This is a genomic window from Streptomyces sp. NPDC008001, assembly GCF_042958085.1.
Classification (GTDB): domain Bacteria; phylum Actinomycetota; class Actinomycetes; order Streptomycetales; family Streptomycetaceae; genus Streptomyces.
The window spans coordinates 19,976-37,195 of the sequence record NZ_JBIBIZ010000014.1; the positions used below are offsets into that span (position 1 = coordinate 19,976).

Below are 17,220 nucleotides of genomic sequence, written 5' to 3' on the forward strand. Positions count from 1 at the left end.
TCAAACCGCCCTCATCAGCAGGGTGGCGGCGATGAGCACCGCCGCACCGCCGAACATCGAGACCGCGTACGAACGGGCGTAGCCGTTCTGCAGCTTGCGCATCCGGCCCGACAGCCCGCCCACCGAGGCGGCGGTGCCGTTGACGACGCCGTCGACCAGGCTGTGGTCGACGTAGACCAGGCTGCGGGTGAGGTGCTCCCCGCCGCGGACCAGCACGACGTGGTTGAAGTCGTCCTGCAGCAGGTCCCGCCGGGCGGCCCGGGTGAGGAGGCTGCCGCGGGGGGCCGTGACGGGGACCGGCCTGCGGCCGTACTGCAGCCAGGCGACGGCCACGCCGATGACGAGCACGACCATGGTGGCGGCGGTGACGGTGAGGGCACTGACGGGCGAGTGGCCCTCCTCGTGCCCGGTGACCGGCTCCAGCCACTTCAGGAAGGCGTCGTTGATGCTGAACAGGCCGCCGGCGAAGACCGATCCCACCGCCAGGACGATCATCGGGATCGTCATGACCTTGGGTGACTCGTGCGGGTGGGGCAGCTCGCCCTCGCCCCGGGTCTCCGCGGCCGGCTCGGCGCTCGGCTCGTCCGGCGAGGGCGCCCGCCGCCACCGCTCCTCGCCGAAGAAGGTCAGGAGCATCACTCGTGTCATGTAGTACGCGGTGATGGCCGCGCCCAGCAGGGCCGCGCCGCCGAGGATCCAGCCCTCGGTGCCGCCCTTGGCGAAGGCGGCCTCGATGATCTTGTCCTTGGAGAAGAAGCCGGACAGGCCGGGGAAGCCGATGATGGCGAGGTAGCCGAGACCGAAGGTGACGAACGTGACCGGCATGTACTTGCGCAGGCCGCCGTAGCGGCGCATGTCGACCTCGTCGTTCATGCCGTGCATGACGGACCCGGCGCCGAGGAAGAGCCCGGCCTTGAAGAAGCCGTGCGTCACCAGGTGCATGATCGCGAAGACGTAGCCGACGGGGCCCAGCCCGGCGGCCAGGATCATGTACCCGATCTGGGACATGGTGGAGCCGGCCAGGGCCTTCTTGATGTCGTCCTTGGCGCAACCGACGATCGCACCGAAGAGGAGCGTGACCGCGCCGACCGTGACCACGGCGGTCTGGGCGTCCGGCGCCGCGTCGAAGACCGCGCCGGAGCGGACGATCAGATAGACGCCGGCGGTCACCATCGTCGCCGCGTGGATGAGGGCGGAGACCGGAGTCGGGCCCTCCATCGCGTCACCGAGCCAGGACTGCAGCGGTACCTGGGCCGACTTGCCGCAGGCGGCGAGCAGCAGCATCAGCGCGACGGCCGTCAGCCTGCCCTCCCCCGCGTCGCCCGCCCGGTCCAGCACGGGGTCGAAGGCGAAGGTGCCGAACGTGGTGAAGAGCAGCATGATCGCGATCGACAGCCCCATGTCACCGACGCGGTTGACCAGGAACGCCTTCTTGGCGGCGGTGGCCGCGCTCGGCTTGTGCTGCCAGAAGCCGATCAGCAGGTACGAGGCGAGGCCGACGCCCTCCCAGCCCACGTACAGGAGCAGGTAGTTGTCGGCGAGGACGAGCAGCAGCATCGCGGCGAGGAAGAGGTTGAGATAGCCGAAGAAGCGCCGCTTGCGCTCGTCGTGGGCCATGTAGCCCACCGAGTAGAGGTGGATGAGCGTGCCCACGCCCGTGATCAGCAGGACGAAGGTCATCGACAGCTGGTCGAGGTGGAAGCCGACGTCCGCGCGGAAGCCGCCGACCGGCACCCACTGGAACACCGTGACGTCCAGGGCACGGTCCTCGCCGCTCCGGCCGAGCATGCCCGCGAAGAGCACCGCGCCGAGCGCGAACGACACGGCCGCGAGCAGCGTGCCCAGCCAGGGGGCGCTCCGGTCGAGCCGCTGCCCGCCGCACAGCAGCAGGCCCGCTCCCAGCAGGGGCGCGAGGACGAGCAATCCGATGAGGTTCTCCACGTCAGCGTCCCCTTACAGCTTCAGCAGGCCGGCGTCGTCCACCGAGGCCGAGTGCCGGGAGCGGAAGATCGTCACGATGATGGCGAGGCCGATCACGACCTCGGCCGCGGCCACGACCATCGTGAAGAAGGCGATGATCTGGCCGTCGAGATTGCCGTGCAGCCGGGCGAAGGTGACGAACGCGAGGTTGCAGGCGTTCAGCATCAGCTCGACGCACATGAAGATGACGATCGCGTTCCGCCGGATGAGCACGCCGGCCGCCCCGATGGTGAACAACAGGACCGCCAGATAGAGGTAGTTGACCGGGTTCACTTGCTCGCCCCCCTCGCGTCGGCGTCCTCGCTGCGGCCCCGCTCCTGCCAGTCGCTGGAGCGCTGCTCCAGGGCCTTGAGGTCCTCCAGGGCCTCGCCCGAGACGTCGCGGACCTGGCCGCGGGCGCGCAGGGTGGGGCTGACGGTCAGGTCGGAGACGGTGCCGTCGGGGAGGAGGCCGGGGATGTCGACGGCGTTGTGCCGGGCGTAGACGCCGGGCGCCGGGAGCGGCGTGACCTGCTTGCCCTCGCGGACGCGCTGCTCGGCGCGCTCGCGCTGGGTGGCGGCGCGCTCGGTGCGCTCGCGGTGGGTGAGGACCATCGCGCCGACGGCCGCGGTGATCAGCAGGGCGCCGGTGATCTCGAAGGCGAAGACGTACTTGGTGAAGACGAGGGCGGCGAGCCCCTCCACATTGCCGCCGGCGTTGGCCCGGCCGACGCCGTTCCAGTCCTTCAGGGCGGCGTTGGAGATGCCGGCCGTGAGCAGGATGCCGAAGCCGAGGACGCACAGGGCGGCGAGCCACCGCTGGCCCTTGATGGTCTCCTTGAGGGAGTCGGCGGCGGTGACGCCCACGAGCATGACGACGAAGAGGAAGAGCATCATGATCGCGCCGGTGTAGACGACGATCTGCACGACGCCCAGGAAGTAGGCGCCGTTGGCGAGGTAGAAGACCGCCAGGACGATCATGGTGCCGGCGAGCGAGAGGGCGCTGTGCACGGCCTTCTTCATCAGGACGGCGCCCAGCGCCCCGAGGACGGCGACGACGGCGAGGATCCAGAACTGGACCGCCTCGCCCGTCGACGTCGTGGAGGCGGCCGGGGCGGCCAGGGAGGCGGCGAGGCTCACGCGTCCGCCCCTTCCTCTTGGGGCCGTTCGCCCTTGGAGACGGCGGCCTGCCGGACCGTGCCGGGCGCGGCCTCGGTCACCAGGCCGCGGTAGTAGTCCTGCTCGGTCATGCCGGGGAAGATCGCGTGCGGGGTGTCGACCATGCCCTCCTCCAGGCCCGCGAGCAGCTCTTCCTTCGTGTAGATGAGGGATTCGCGGCTGGAGTCGGCCAGTTCGTACTCGTTGGTCATGGTGAGGGCGCGGGTGGGGCACGCCTCGACGCACAGGCCGCAGAGGATGCAGCGGAGGTAGTTGATCTGGTAGACGCGGCCGTAGCGCTCGCCGGGCGAATACCGCTCCTCGGCCTTGTTGTCCGCGCCCTCCACGTAGATGGCGTCGGCGGGGCAGGCCCAGGCGCACAGCTCGCAGCCGATGCACTTCTCCAGGCCGTCCGGGTGCCGGTTGAGCTGGTGGCGGCCGTGGAAGCGGGGGGCCGTGGGCTTCTTGTACTCCGGGTACTGCTCGGTGAGCCGCTTCTTGAACATGGCCTTGAAGGTCACGCCGAAGCCGGCCACGGGATTGCGGGGGGTCTCGCGGGGAGCATCGCCCCGCGCGGGTTCGCTGGTCACCGCCGTCAGCCCTCCTTTCCGTCACGCACAGTATCGGACCCGCCACTGACAATGAGCTCTCCGTCACGGCGCGGCCTGCGGCGCGGCACCGGCGGGAGGGTCTGCCCGGGCAGCGGCGGCACGGGGAACCCGCCGCCCGCCGGGTCGAACTCCCGCTCCGGCGCGGCCTCCCCGTCCCCGTCGCCGCGCTCGCCCTTGCGGAAGACGTCCGCCACGAAGGAGAGCAGCAGGACCGCGACGACGGCGCCGCCGACGTAGAGCACGATCCGCTGGAAGTCGTAGTCCTCGTTGCGCAGCGCCCGCACCGAGGCGACGAGCATCAGCCACACCATCGAGACCGGGATGAGGACCTTCCAGCCCAGCTTCATGAACTGGTCGTAGCGCAGCCGCGGCAGCGTGCCGCGCAGCCAGATGAAGAAGAACAGCAGCACCTGAAGCTTGATCACGAACCAGAGCAGCGGCCACCAGCCGTGGTTCGCGCCCTCCCAGAACGCCGAGACCGGGTACGGGGCCCGCCAGCCGCCCAGGAACAGCGTCACGGCCACCGCCGAGACGGTCACCATGTTGACGTACTCGGCCAGCATGAACATCGCGAACTTGATGGAGGAGTACTCGGTGTTGAAGCCGCCGACGAGGTCGCCCTCGGACTCCGGCAGGTCGAACGGCGCCCGGTTGGTCTCCCCCACCATCGCCACGATGTAGATGATGAAGGAGACCGGCAGCAGCAGGACGTACCAGCGGTCGTGCTGGGCCTCCACGATCGCCGAGGTCGACATCGACCCGGAGTAGAGGAAGACGGCGGCGAAGGAGACGCCCATCGCGATCTCGTAGGAGATCATCTGCGCGCACGAGCGCAGGCCGCCCAGCAGCGGGTACGTCGAGCCGGACGACCAGCCCGCGAGCACGATGCCGTAGATGCCCACGGAGGCCGTGGCGAGGATGTAGAGCACGCCGATCGGCAGGTCCGTGAGCTGCATCGTCGTGCGGTGCCCGAAGACCGAGATCTCGTTCCCGGCGGGGCCGAAGGGGATCACGGCGATCGCCATGAACGCGGGGACGGCCGCCACGACGGGGGCCAGCAGATAGACCGCCTTGTCCGCCCGCTTGACGATCACGTCCTCTTTCAGCATCAGCTTGATGCCGTCCGCGAGGGACTGCAGCATCCCCCACGGGCCGTGCCGGTTGGGGCCGATCCGCAGCTGCATCCAGGCGACGACCTTGCGCTCCCAGACGATCGAGAACAGCACGGTCAGCATGACGAACGCGAAGCAGAAGACCGCCTTCACGACGATCAGCCACCACGGGTCCCGGCCGAACACCGAGAGGTCCCCGGCGGCCAGCTCGCTCAGGCTGTAAGCCTCGACAGTCTTCACTACCGTGCCTCCGGTGTCCCGGTCCCGGTGCCCTCACCGGGATCCGCCCCGATCCGTACGAGCTCGCCGGGGCGCGCGCCCGTGTCCCCGGCGACACCACCGCCCGCCGAGTTCAGCGGCAGCCACACCACGCGGTCCGGCATGGCCGTCACGCGCAGCGGCAGCCGTACCGTTCCGCCGGGGCCCGTCACCGCCAGCAGGTCGCCGTCGCGCACGCCCGCCTCGGCGGCCGTCGCGGGCGACAGGCGGGCGAGCGCCGCGTGCCGCGTGGCGGCGAGGGCGTCGTCGCCGTCCTGCAGGCGGCCCTGGTCCAGCAGCATCCGGTGGCCCGCGAGCACCGCCTCGCCCGCGGCGGGCTGCGGCAGCGGCCGGCCGGCCTCCACCGGGTCCGCGGCGTGCGCCCCGTCCCAGGGGCCGAGGCGGCGCAGCTCCGCGCGCACGGCGTCCACGTCCGGCAGGCCCAGCCCGATGCCCATGGCGTCGGCCAGCATGTGCAGCACCCGGGCGTCCGCGGGGACGTGGCGGCGCGGCAGCTGGTCGGGCTTGATCGCGACCTCGAACGGCCGGGCCCGGCCCTCCCAGTTGAGGAACGTGCCCGCCTTCTCCACGACGGCCGCGACCGGCAGGACGACGTCCGCCCGGTCCGACACCTCGCTCGGCCGCTGCTCCAGGCTGACCAGGAAGCCGACGGCGTCCAGCGCTTCACGCGCGCGTGCCGGGTCGGGCAGGTCCGCGACCTCGACGCCACCCACCAGCAGGGCGCCCAGTTCGCCCCGGGCCGCCGCCTCCACGATCTCGCCGGTGTCCCGGCCCGGGCTGCGCGGCAGACCGGACACGCCCCAGGCGGCCGCGGTCTCCTCCCGCGCCCGCGGGTCGGTGGCCGGGCGGCCGCCGGGCAGCAGCCCCGGCAGGGCCCCCGCCTCGACCGCGCCCCGCTCCCCGGCCCGGCGCGGGATCCACACCAGCTGCGCGCCCGTCGCCGCGGCCGCCGCGACGGCGGCCGTCAGCGCACCGGGCACGCCCGCGAGCCGCTCGCCGACGACGATCACTGCCCCGCCTGCGCGCAGGGCCTCGGCCGCGGCCGCCACCCCGGCGTCCGCTCCGGGGGCGCCGGCCAGCGCCCGCAGCCACTCCGTCTCGGTGCCGGGCGCGGCGGGCAGCAGCGTGCCGCCGGCCTTCTCCAGGCCGCGGCTGGCGTGCGTGGCGAGCGCGAAGACGCGCTGCCCGTGCTTGCGCCAGGCCTTGCGCAGCCGCAGGAAGACGCCGGGCGCCTCCTCCTCCGCCTCGAAGCCCGCCAGCAGGACCGCCGGGGCCTTCTCCAGCGCCGCGTAGGTGACGCCGGAACCGTCCAGGTCGCGGCCCCGGCCGGCGACGCGGGCGGCCAGGAAGTCGGCCTCCTCACCGCTGTGCACCCGGGCCCGGAAGTCGACGTCGTGCGTGTCGAGCGCCACCCGCGCGAACTTGGCGTACGCGTAGGCGTCCTCGACCGTCAGCCGGCCGCCGGTCAGGACGCCCGCCCTGCCCCGCGCCGCCGCCAGCCCCCGGCCCGCGGCCTCCAGGGCCTCCGGCCAGCTCGCCGGTTCGAGGACGCCTCCGGCGCCGCGCACCAGCGGGTGGGTGAACCGCTCCGGCCGCTGTGCGTAGCGGAACGCGAAGCGGCCCTTGTCGCACACCCACTCCTCGTTGACCTCCGGGTCGTCGGCGGCCAGGCGGCGCATCACCTTGCCGCGCCGGTGGTCCGTCCGCAGCGCGCAGCCGCCCGCGCAGTGCTCGCACACCGACGGCGACGACACCAGGTCGAAGGGGCGCGAACGGAAGCGGTACGCCGCCGAGGTCAGCGCCCCCACCGGGCAGATCTGGATGGTGTTGCCCGAGAAGTACGACTCGAAGGGCACGCCCTCGCCCGTGCCGACCTGCTGCAGCGCCCCGCGCTCCAGCAGCTCGATCATCGGGTCTCCCGCGATCTGCTGGGAGAAGCGCGTGCAGCGCGCGCACAGCACGCACCGCTCGCGGTCCAGCAGCACCTGCGGGGAGATCGGCACCGGCTTCTCGAAGGTGCGCTTGCGGCCCTCGAAGCGGGTGTCCGCCTGCCCCGCCGACATCGCCTGGTTCTGCAGGGGGCACTCGCCGCCCTTGTCGCAGACGGGGCAGTCCAGCGGGTGGTTGATCAGCAGCAGCTCCATCACGCCGCGCTGCGCCTTCTCGGCGACGGGCGAGGTCAGCTGCGTTCTGACGACCATGCCGTCGGTGCAGGTGATGGTGCAGGACGCCATCGGCTTGCGCTGGCCCTCCACCTCCACGATGCACTGCCGGCAGGCGCCGGCCGGATCGAGCAGCGGGTGGTCGCAGAAGCGGGGGATCTCGATGCCCAGCAGCTCCGCGGCGCGGATGACCAGCGTCCCCTTGGGGACGGAGATCGCGGCGCCGTCGATGGTGAGGGAGACGAGGTCCTCCGGCGGCGGCTCGGCGCCCCCTCCTCCGGAGGGGGCAGACGTCGTGACCGTCACGCGTTCACCTCCAGGGGGAAGTTCTGCGGGCCGTCGGCCCACAGCGTCGACTTCGAGGGGTCGAAGGGGCAGCCCTTGCCCGTGATGTGCTGCTCGTACTCCGCGCGGAAGTGCTGCAGCGAGGAGAGGATGGGCGCCGCGGCGCCGTCGCCGAGGGCGCAGAACGACTTGCCGTTGATGTTGTCGGAGATGTCGGCGAGCTTGTCGAGGTCGGACTTGCGGCCCTTGCCGGCCTCGATGTCGCGCAGCAGCTGGACCAGCCAGTACGTGCCCTCGCGGCAGGGGGTGCACTTGCCGCACGACTCGTGCGCGTAGAACTCCGTCCAGCGGGTGACCGCGCGCACCACGCACGTCGTCTCGTCGAAGCACTGCAGCGACTTGGTGCCCAGCAGCGAGCCGGCCGCGCCCACGCTGTCGAAGTCCAGCGGCACGTCGAGCTGTTCGGCGGTGAACATCGGGCTGGAGGAGCCGCCCGGCGTCCAGAACTTCAGCCGGTGGCCGGGGCGCATGCCGCCGCTCATGTCGAGCAGCTGGCGCAGCGTGATGCCCATCGGCGCCTCGTACTGGCCGGGGTGGGCGACGTGCCCGGAGAGCGAGTAGAGCGTGAAGCCGGGGCACTTTTCGGTGCCCATCGAACGGAACCACTCCTTGCCCCGGTGGAGGATCGCGGGAACGGACGCGATGGACTCCACGTTGTTCACGACGGTGGGGCAGGCGTAGAGGCCGGCGACGGCGGGGAAGGGCGGCCGGAGCCGGGGCTGGCCGCGGCGGCCCTCCAGCGAGTCGAGGAGGGCGGTCTCCTCGCCGCAGATGTACGCGCCCGCGCCCGCGTGCACGGTCAGCTCCAGGTCCAGGCCGGAGCCGAGGACGTTCGTGCCGAGGTAGCCCGCGGCGTAGGCCTCGCGCACGGCCTCGTGCAGCCTGCGCAGCACGGGCACGACCTCGCCGCGCAGATAGATGAACGCCCGGTTCGAGCGGATCGCGTGGCAGGCGATCAGGATGCCCTCGATGAGGGTGTGCGGGGCGGCGAAGAGGAGCGGGATGTCCTTGCAGGCGCCCGGCTCGGACTCGTCCGCGTTGACCACGAGGTAGTGCGGCTTGCCGTCGCCCTGCGGGATGAACTGCCACTTCATCCCGGTCGGGAAGCCCGCGCCGCCGCGGCCGCGCAGCCCCGAGTCCTTCACGTAGGCGATCACGTCGTCGGGGTCCATCGCGAGCGCCTTGCGCGCGCCCTGGTAGCCGTCGTGGCGCAGGTAGGTCTCCAGCGTCCAGGAGCGCGGCTCGTCCCAGAACGCGGAGAGCACGGGTGCGAGCAGCTTCTCCGGGCTCGTCTCCCCCATCGCTGGTGCCATGGTCATCCCTCCCCCTCCTCGGTGACCGGGCCCGCGGGGTGACCGGGGTCCGAGGCGGACGTCTCTTGCGGCGCGTCGTGGGAGCTGAGGTGCTCTTCCGGGTGGCCGGGGGCGGTGGCCGGCGGGGCGCCGCGCGGCGGTCCCACGCGGGCCGCCGCTCCGGGCCGCTCGCCCTTGGCCAGCCGGAGGCCCGCCAGCGAGGCCGGGCCCGCGCCGCCGCTCGCGTCGACCGCGCCCGGGCGGGGGTCGGGGAAGCCGGCGAGGATCCGGGAGGTCTCCCGGAAGGTGCAGAGCGGGGCGCCGCGGGTCGGCTCGGCGGGGCGGCCCGCGCGCAGGTCGTCGACGAGGGCCTTGGCGCTCTCGACGGTCTGGTTGTCGAAGAACTCCCAGTTGACCATCACGACGGGCGCGAAGTCGCAGGCGGCGTTGCACTCGACGTGCTCAAGGGTGATCTTGCCGTCGGGGGTGGTGCCGCCGTTGTCCACGCCGAGGTGGCGGCGCAGCCCCTCGAAGATCGCGTCGCCGCCCATCACCGCGCACAGGGTGTTGGTGCACACCCCCACCTGGTACTCGCCGCCCGGCTCGCGCCGGTACATGGTGTAGAAGGTGGCGACCGCCGTGACCTCGGCGCTGGTCAGGCCGAGCGTCTCGGCGCAGTAGCGCAGGCCGGTGCGGGTGACGTGGCCCTCCTCGGCCTGGACGAGGTGGAGCAGCGGCAGCAGGGCGCTCCGGCTGTCCGGATAGCGGGCGATCACCTCCCGGGCGTCGGCGTCGAGCCGCTCCCGGACCTCGGGGGGAAAGTCCGGCGCCGGGAGCGCGGGCATCCCCAGCTGTACGTCGTGCGTCACTGCGCCTCCTCGTTCGCTTCTCCGCCCACGCGGCGCAGAGGTGCGGGCATCGTGTCCGTCTGCGGCCCGGCGGCCGCGTGTGCGACGCTCACCGGTCGACGCCTCCCATCACGGGGTCGATGGACGCCACCGCGACGATCACGTCGGCCACCTGGCCGCCCTCGCACATCGCCGCCATGGACTGCAGGTTGGTGAAGGACGGGTCGCGGAAGTGGACGCGGTACGGGCGGGTGCCGCCGTCGCTCACGATGTGGACGCCCAGCTCGCCCTTGGGCGACTCGACCGCCGCGTAGACCTGGCCGGGCGGCACCCGGAAGCCCTCCGTGACCAGCTTGAAGTGGTGGATCAGGGCCTCCATGGAGGTGCCCATGATCTTCTTGATGTGGTCGAGGGAGTTGCCGAGGCCGTCGGGGCCGAGGGCCAGCTGCGCGGGCCAGGCGATCTTCTTGTCGGCGACCATGACCGGGCCGGGCGCCAGCCGGTCCAGGCACTGCTCGATGATCCGCAGGGACTCGTGCATCTCCTCGATGCGGATGAGGAAGCGCCCGTACGCGTCGCAGGTGTCGGCGGTCGGCACCGCGAAGTCGTAGGTCTCGTAGCCGCAGTAGGGCTGGGCCTTGCGCAGGTCGTGCGGGAGGCCGGTGGCGCGCAGGATGGGGCCGGTCGCGCCGAGGGCCATGCAGCCGGCCAGGTCGAGGTGGCCGATGTCCTGGAGGCGGCCCTTGAAGATGGGGTTGCCGGTGGCGAGCTTGTCGTACTCCGGAAGGTTCTTGCGCATCTTCTTCACGAAGGCGCGCACCTGGTCCACGGCACCGGGCGGCAGGTCCTGCGCGAGGCCGCCGGGGCGGACGTAGGCGTGGTTCATGCGCAGGCCGGTGATCAGCTCGTAGATGTCGAGGACGAGCTCGCGGTCCCGGAAGCCGTAGATCATGATCGTGGTGGCGCCGAGCTCCATGCCGCCCGTGGCGATGCACACCAGGTGCGAGGAGATGCGGTTCAGCTCCATCAGCAGGACGCGGATGACCGAGGCGCGGTCGGGGATCTGCTCCTCGATGCCCAGCAGCTTCTCCACGCCCAGGCAGTACGCCGTCTCGTTGAAGAACGGCGTCAGGTAATCCATGCGCGTGACGAAGGTGGTGCCCTGCGTCCACGTCCGGTATTCGAGGTTCTTCTCGATGCCGGTGTGGAGGTAGCCGATGCCGCAGCGGGCCTCGGTGACGGTCTCGCCGTCGATCTCCAGGATCAGGCGGAGCACTCCGTGGGTGGACGGGTGCTGCGGACCCATGTTGACGATGATGCGCTCGTCGTCGGCCTGTTCGGCGGCGGCCGCCAGCTCGTCCCAGTCGCCGCCGGTGACGGTGTAGACGGTGCCTTCCGTGGTCTCGCGCGGGCTTGCCTGTGATGCGCTCATCAGCTGTACGACCTCCGCTCGTCCGGAGCCGGGATCCGGGCGCCCTTGTACTCGACGGGGATGCCGCCGAGGGGGTAGTCCTTGCGCTGCGGGAAGCCCTGCCAGTCGTCCGGCATCATGATCCGCGTGAGCGCGGGGTGGCCGTCGAAGACGAGGCCGAAAAAGTCGTAGGCCTCGCGCTCGTGCCAGTCGTTGGTCGGATAGACGTCCACGACCGACGGCAGGTGCGGGTCGGCGTCGGGGACGCTCACCTCCAGCCGGATCAGCCGGTTGTGGGTGATCGAGCGCAGGTGGTAGACCGCGTGCAGCTCGCGGCCCTTGTCCTCGGGGAAGTGCACTCCGCTCACGCCCGTGCACAGCTCGAAGCGGAGCGCCGGGTCGTCGCGGAGGGTGCGGGCGACGCGGGGCAGGTGCTCGCGGGCGATGTGGAAGGTGAGCTCGCCGCGGTCGACGACGGTCTTCTCGATCGCGTTCTCCGGGAGGAGGCCCTGTTCCTCCAGGGCGCCTTCCAGCTCGTCCGCCACCTCGTCGAAGCTTCCATATGCGCCTCCGCCGCGTGGGCCGCCGTACGGGCGCGTGGCCTCGCCCGGCAGCCGGACGGTGCGCACCAGGCCGCCGTAGCCGGAGGTGTCGCCACCGTTGCGGGCGCCGAACATGCCGCGCTGGACGCGGATCGTCTCGCCGTGGTCGCCGCGCTGGCCGGGGAGGTTCTGGGCGCTGAGGTCCTTGTCGGGGTTCACGCCGTCGGCGTGCGGGTCGCTCATCGCAGCAGCCCCTTCATCTCGATCAGGGGCAGCGCCTTGAGGGCCGCTTCCTCCGCCTCGCGGTCGGCCTCCTCGCGGTGCGGCCCGAGCTTCTCGCCCTGGATCTTCTTGTGGAGCTTCAAGATCGCGTCCATCAGCATCTCGGGGCGCGGCGGGCAGCCGGGCAGATAGATGTCGACCGGCACGATGTGGTCGACGCCCTGGACGATCGCGTAGTTGTTGAACATGCCGCCGCTGGAGGCGCAGACGCCCATGGAGATCACCCACTTGGGGTTGGGCATCTGGTCGTAGACCTGGCGCAGGACGGGGGCCATCTTCTGGCTGACCCGGCCGGCGACGATCATCAGATCGGCCTGGCGGGGCGAGCCGCGGAAGACCTCCATGCCGAAGCGGGCCAGGTCGTAGCGGCCGGCGCCGGTGGTCATCATCTCGATGGCGCAGCAGGCCAGGCCGAAGGTCGCCGGGAAGACGGACGACTTGCGGACCCAGCCGGCGGCCTGCTCGACGGTGGTCAGCGCGAAGCCGCTGGGCAGCTTCTCCTCGAGTCCCATGTGGTGCCCCCTAGTCCCATTCCAGGCCGCCGCGGCGCCAGACGTAGGCGTAGGCGACGAAGACGGTGAGCACGAAGAGGAGCATCTCCACGAGCCCGAACAGACCCAGGGCGTCGAAGGTGACGGCCCAGGGGTAGAGGAAGACGATCTCGATGTCGAAGACGATGAAAAGCATCGCCGTCAGGTAGTACTTGATCGGGAAGCGCCCGCCGCCCGCGGGCTGCGGGGTGGGCTCGATACCGCACTCGTAGGCCTCGAGCTTGGCGCGGTTGTACCTCTTGGGCCCGACGATCGAGGCCATGACCACGGAGAAGATCGCGAAGCCTGCCCCGAGGGCTCCCAGTACGAGGATGGGCGCGTAGGCGTTCACCGCTCCTCGCTCCTTCCAGTCGACGCTGACTGCCGGATGGACCGGACCCGGCCGGGCGCACCGCCCCTGCGGGCCACCGGAGATCACCGCGAAGATCACCGATATGTGAGGCAGTTCACAAGCCCGGGTCGATTGCATCCTATGCCCGCCGGTCTGTGATCTGCGACACGGGGTACGCACCCGCGTTTGTGATCTCCACCACCTGACGAACGATCATCAAGTCGGATGAGCGGCGATCTTCGTACACGAAGCGCCCAAGTGATCACCAGGGGTGACATTTGGTCGTCCGGCGCCTGGTCAGAGGGGTATCGCACTATCAAAAAACGAGTCGTGCACGCAAATTGGCAAGGGGTGGGGTCAACTGCTATAGGGCGGCCGCCGGCTGATCCGGCATCGGCCGCGGCGCGCGTCCGCGGCGCGACCCGTGCCCGCGTTCACGAGGGCCCCGGGCGGGGCGGCGGGGACGTGAGCTGCGCCACGCGACAGGAGGTTCACGGACCGGTTTTCGTGGGTAGCCTCGACACGCGAGCCGTGATGGTGATATGACCATCGCCGATCTTGGTCGATGGCCAAAACCCCATGCTGAGGCGGCTGATGAGGCTCGGCGGGTGATCGGGCACCGTGATGTTCCCGTGATCAAATGCCCGAATTCTGAGCGCGTACACGCCAATTGTGACGCACGTCACCTTTATTGAACTCAACCTGCGCGTACTGATAGTCCGTTGTCCCATGTCCCCCAACGCGCACATAACCAGCCACCGGAAGCCCCGTCGTACGGCCACCCAGTCGTGGGTCGTCCGCACTGGTGTTGCCGGTGGCGTCCTCAGCACCCTGGCCGTGGCCGGCGCCGGTTCCGCCGGTGCCGCCGAGAAGCCCGTCGAGTCGACCGTCGAGATGCCCGCGGTGAACGCGGCCCTGGCCACGTCCATCGCGCAGAGCGCGGCGGCCACCCAGCAGACGTCCTTCGACTTCCAGGACCGCGCGCAGCAGGACGAGGCCACGAGCAAGGTCGAGGCCGCCGCCAAGAAGGCCGCGGACGAGGCCCAGCGCAAGGCGGAGGCGGAGCGCAAGGCCGCCGAGGCCAAGGAGAAGCGCGAGAAGGAGGAGGCGGACCGCGCCTCCCGCGCCACCGAGCGCAAGAGCCTCAGCACCAAGTCCGCCGCCCAGACCTCCGAGGACGCGGCCACGGCCGCCTCGTCCTCCTCGCACGGCGCGACCGGCTCCACCGCCACCCTGGTCTCCTTCCTGGAGGCCCAGCTCGGCAAGGCGTACGTGATGGGCACCACCGGCCCGTCCTCCTACGACTGCTCCGGCCTGGTCATGGCGGCCTACAACCAGATCGGCATCAGCCTGCCGCGCGTCTCGCAGGACCAGTCGACGGCCGGCACCCAGGTCTCGATGAGCAACCTGCAGGTGGGCGACATCCTGTACTGGGGCCCCGCGGGCAGCGCGTACCACGTGGCCGTGTACGTCGGCGGCGGCAAGTTCATCGGCGCGCAGAACCCGAGCACGGGCATCGTCGAGCGCGACATGAGCTACTCCCCGCCCACCGGCGCCGTCCGCGTCCTGTAGGCCCGCCGGGCCCGGCAGGGCCCCGGGAGGCCGGGCACGCCACCGGAAACGCACGAAGGGCCGCCGTCCCACCGCTCGGGACGGCGGCCCTTCGCCATGCCCGCCACCGGCCGTGTCCCCCGCACGGCCCGCGGCGCGGCTGCCGGCCGGACGCCCTGCGGCCCCCGTCTTCCCCAGGACTCCCCGGCCTCTCCCCCGACACCGGGACGGGCGATCCGAGCCGCTGGAGAGGCGCCCGCCCCGGTAGGTGAAGTCTGCAAGCACCGCCCCCGGCGGGACAAAGCCCTTCGGCGGGGACCGAATCCGGACGCGTGGCCGGGATCCGCCGCGAAGTTGTCCGGTTCCGGCCATCCGGCCGATACCGGCCGCGCGCTACCGTCGGTCGTCGTGCTCCGCATCCACTTCGGTCCGGACGACCTCGGCAGGGTGCGCCTCGCGCCGGGCCCCGACCCGCTGGCGGAGGCGGCGCTGAGCCTGCCCGTGCTGCAGAACCGCTGGATGGGCGGGATCGCCCTCGACGGCTGGCGGCAGCGCACGCAGCGCAGCCTCAGCCCCGTCATGCGGCCCCTGCTGGAGCTGGCCCCGGCGAACATGGGCGAGTACCTCCCGGAGGCGTTCCTGCACGCCGAGGACGGGGCCTCCACCCTGGCGGAGAGCCTGGAGTCCGTGTGGGCCCTGCCGCAGAAGGTCTGGACGGCCGAGCTGGAGTGCGCGCTGGACCACCGCCCCGTGCCCCGCTGGTTCGGCGACCTGCACACCGCCGACCGCCCGGCAGCCCGGACCGTCGACCACGCCTTCCGCTCGTACTACGACACCGCCCTCGCGCCCTACTGGTCGCAGGTGACCGCCTGCGTCCGGGCCGACCGCACGCGCCGGACCCGCACCGCGGCGGAGCAGGGCGTGGAGCACCTCCTGGCCACCCTGCACCCCACGGTGCGCTGGGAGTCGCCCGTGCTGCACGTGCCCTGCATGCACAACGAGGGCTTCCACCGGGACTTCCACGACGTGCACCTGGCGGGCCGCGGCCTGACGCTCACGCCCTCGTTCTTCTGGCCGCACCCCACGGCGCGGGCCCACAGCGCGGACCCCGAGGCGCCCATCGACCTCTGCTATCCCGTCGCCATCGACCTCACCGCCTACCAGACGGTGCTCACGGGCCCCGCCGAGCGCGGCGCCGGCGACATGGCGCGGCTGACCGCCCTGCTGGGCCGCACCCGCGCCCGCGTGCTGGACGCCGCCGCGGACGGCGGCAGCACCGCGCAGCTCGCCCGCCGCGCCGGGGTCTCCCCGGCCTCGGCGAGCGAGCACGCGACCGTCCTGCGGGAAGCGGGGCTCCTCACCACCCGCCGCAACGGGCCCTCCGTGCACCACACGCTCACGCCGCTCGGGCAGGCGCTGCTGAACGGGGTCACGTAGCCCCGCTCCGGGCGCTCCGCGGAAGTCACCCGAAGGGTGGAACCCGCGTCACGCCTTCGGCGCCACCTTGCTCAGCCCGTTGATGATGCGGTCCATCGCGTCCCCGCCCACCGGGTCCGTCAGGTTGGCCAGCATCTTCAGCGTGAACTTCATCAGCAGCGGGTGCGTCAGGCCGTGCTGGGCACCGATCTTCATGATCTTCGGGTTGCCGATGAGCTTCACGAAGGCCCGGCCGAGCGTGTAGTAGCCGCCGTAGGTGTCCTTGAGGACCTTCGGGTAGCGCTGCAGGGCCAGCTCGCGCTGTGCGTACGAGGCCCGCGCGTGGGCCTGGACGATGACGTCCGCGGCGATCTGCCCGGACTCCATGGCGTACGCGATGCCCTCGCCGTTGAACGGGTTCACCAGCCCGCCCGCGTCACCGACGAGCAGCAGGCCGCGCGTGTAGTGGGGCTGGCGGTTGAAGGCCATGGGGAGGGCGGCGCCGCGGATCGGGCCGGTCATGTTCTCCGGGGTGTAGCCCCAGTCCTCGGGCATCGAGGCGCACCAGGCCTTGAGGACCTCCCGCCAGTCCAGCTCCTTGAAGGACTCGGAGGTGTTGAGGACGCCCAGGCCGACGTTGCTCGTGCCGTCGCCCATGCCGAAGATCCAGCCGTAGCCGGGCAGCAGCCGGTCCTTCGCCCCGCGCCGGTCCCACAGCTCCAGCCACGACTCCAGGTAGTCGTCCTCGTGGCGCGGGGAGGTGAAGTACGTCCGCACGGCCACGCCCATCGGGCGGTCCTCACGGCGGTGCAGGCCCATGCCCAGCGACAGCCGGGAGGAGTTGCCGTCGGCCGCGACCACGAGCGGGGCGCGGAAGGTGACCGGCGTCTTCTCCTCGCCGAGCCTGGCCTCGACGCCGACGATGCGGCCCGTGCGGTCGTCGATGACCGGCGCGCCCACGTTACAGCGCTCGTACATCCGGGCGCCGGCCTTCGCCGCGTTGCGGGCCAGCTGCTCGTCGAAGTCGTCGCGCTTGCGGACCAGTCCGTAGTCCGGGAAGGACGCCAGGTCCGGCCAGTCGAGCTGCAGCCGGACGCCGCCGCCGATGATGCGCAGGCCCTTGTTGCGCAGCCAGCCCGCCTCCTCGGAGATGTCGATGCCCATCGACACGAGCTGCTTGGTGGCGCGCGGGGTCAGGCCGTCGCCGCACACCTTCTCGCGCGGGAACGCCGTCTTCTCCAGCAGGAGGACGTCCAGTCCGGCCTTGGCGAGGTAGTACGCGGTGGTCGACCCGGCCGGGCCGGCCCCGACGACGATCACATCCGCGGAGTGTTCGGTATCGGTCACGGTCGGCTCTCCCGGTTCGGCTGA

The 17,220-nt window shown here is 71.6% G+C and carries 15 protein-coding genes; 2 read left to right on the forward strand and 13 right to left on the reverse strand.

Annotated features, from left to right (window positions below):
• From nuoL to ACFZCD_RS31550, 12 genes are all read right to left on the reverse strand, one after another.
• Nucleotides 1-1,941, reverse strand: coding sequence for an NADH-quinone oxidoreductase subunit L (gene nuoL, locus ACFZCD_RS31495; RefSeq protein WP_391836473.1), 1,941 nt, complete (start codon nucleotides 1,939-1,941; stop codon nucleotides 1-3).
• A 12-nt stretch (nucleotides 1,942-1,953) separates the two neighbouring features.
• Nucleotides 1,954-2,253 carry an NADH-quinone oxidoreductase subunit NuoK gene (gene nuoK, locus ACFZCD_RS31500; RefSeq protein ID WP_391836474.1) on the reverse strand — a complete coding sequence of 100 codons (300 nt, stop codon included), beginning with the start codon at nucleotides 2,251-2,253 and terminating at the stop codon, nucleotides 1,954-1,956.
• Entirely contained in the window at nucleotides 2,250-3,098 is an 849-nt protein-coding gene (locus ACFZCD_RS31505) for an NADH-quinone oxidoreductase subunit J (RefSeq protein WP_391836475.1), read from the reverse strand. Before ACFZCD_RS31505 ends, nuoK begins: the two co-directional genes overlap by 4 nt.
• Entirely contained in the window at nucleotides 3,095-3,706 is a 612-nt protein-coding gene (gene nuoI, locus ACFZCD_RS31510) for an NADH-quinone oxidoreductase subunit NuoI (RefSeq protein WP_391836476.1), read from the reverse strand. Before nuoI ends, ACFZCD_RS31505 begins: the two co-directional genes overlap by 4 nt.
• A gap of 5 nt (nucleotides 3,707-3,711) precedes the next feature.
• Nucleotides 3,712-5,079, reverse strand: a complete 1,368-nt coding sequence (gene nuoH / locus ACFZCD_RS31515) for an NADH-quinone oxidoreductase subunit NuoH (RefSeq protein ID WP_391836477.1) — start codon at nucleotides 5,077-5,079, stop codon at nucleotides 3,712-3,714.
• Nucleotides 5,079-7,586 carry an NADH-quinone oxidoreductase subunit G gene (locus ACFZCD_RS31520; RefSeq protein WP_391836478.1) on the reverse strand — a complete coding sequence of 836 codons (2,508 nt, stop codon included), beginning with the start codon at nucleotides 7,584-7,586 and terminating at the stop codon, nucleotides 5,079-5,081. The genes nuoH and ACFZCD_RS31520 overlap by 1 nt, the downstream gene beginning before the upstream one ends.
• Nucleotides 7,583-8,944, reverse strand: coding sequence for an NADH-quinone oxidoreductase subunit NuoF (gene nuoF, locus ACFZCD_RS31525; protein ID WP_391836479.1), 1,362 nt, complete (start codon nucleotides 8,942-8,944; stop codon nucleotides 7,583-7,585). Before nuoF ends, ACFZCD_RS31520 begins: the two co-directional genes overlap by 4 nt.
• The gene (gene nuoE, locus ACFZCD_RS31530) at nucleotides 8,941-9,762 is read right to left on the reverse strand and encodes an NADH-quinone oxidoreductase subunit NuoE (RefSeq protein WP_391836531.1); all 822 of its coding nucleotides are present in this window, start codon (nucleotides 9,760-9,762) and stop codon (nucleotides 8,941-8,943) included. Before nuoE ends, nuoF begins: the two co-directional genes overlap by 4 nt.
• A 112-nt stretch (nucleotides 9,763-9,874) precedes the next feature.
• Nucleotides 9,875-11,197, reverse strand: a complete 1,323-nt coding sequence (locus ACFZCD_RS31535) for an NADH-quinone oxidoreductase subunit D (RefSeq protein WP_391836480.1) — start codon at nucleotides 11,195-11,197, stop codon at nucleotides 9,875-9,877.
• Nucleotides 11,197-11,961: an NADH-quinone oxidoreductase subunit C gene (locus ACFZCD_RS31540; protein WP_391836481.1), complete on the reverse strand. Its 765-nt coding sequence runs from the start codon at nucleotides 11,959-11,961 to the stop codon at nucleotides 11,197-11,199. The genes ACFZCD_RS31535 and ACFZCD_RS31540 overlap by 1 nt, the downstream gene beginning before the upstream one ends.
• Nucleotides 11,958-12,512 carry a NuoB/complex I 20 kDa subunit family protein gene (locus ACFZCD_RS31545; protein ID WP_391836482.1) on the reverse strand — a complete coding sequence of 185 codons (555 nt, stop codon included), beginning with the start codon at nucleotides 12,510-12,512 and terminating at the stop codon, nucleotides 11,958-11,960. The genes ACFZCD_RS31540 and ACFZCD_RS31545 overlap by 4 nt, the downstream gene beginning before the upstream one ends.
• A 10-nt stretch (nucleotides 12,513-12,522) precedes the next feature.
• Nucleotides 12,523-12,882 (reverse strand): NADH-quinone oxidoreductase subunit A, encoded by a 360-nt coding sequence (locus tag ACFZCD_RS31550; protein WP_030368484.1) that lies wholly within the window; start codon nucleotides 12,880-12,882, stop codon nucleotides 12,523-12,525.
• Nucleotides 12,883-13,611: 729 nt separating this feature from the next.
• On the opposite strand from ACFZCD_RS31550, the gene ACFZCD_RS31555 reads away from it, so the two are divergent.
• Complete coding sequence (locus tag ACFZCD_RS31555; RefSeq protein WP_391836483.1) at nucleotides 13,612-14,454, forward strand: C40 family peptidase; 843 nt, start codon at nucleotides 13,612-13,614, stop codon at nucleotides 14,452-14,454.
• Between the two features lie 387 nt (nucleotides 14,455-14,841).
• Entirely contained in the window at nucleotides 14,842-15,870 is a 1,029-nt protein-coding gene (locus ACFZCD_RS31560) for a winged helix-turn-helix domain-containing protein (protein ID WP_391836484.1), read from the forward strand.
• 48 nt (nucleotides 15,871-15,918) lie between these two features.
• Here ACFZCD_RS31560 and ACFZCD_RS31565 read toward each other — a convergent pair whose 3' ends face one another.
• Nucleotides 15,919-17,196: a geranylgeranyl reductase family protein gene (locus tag ACFZCD_RS31565; protein ID WP_391836485.1), complete on the reverse strand. Its 1,278-nt coding sequence runs from the start codon at nucleotides 17,194-17,196 to the stop codon at nucleotides 15,919-15,921.
• Between the last annotated feature and the right edge of the window lie 24 nt (nucleotides 17,197-17,220).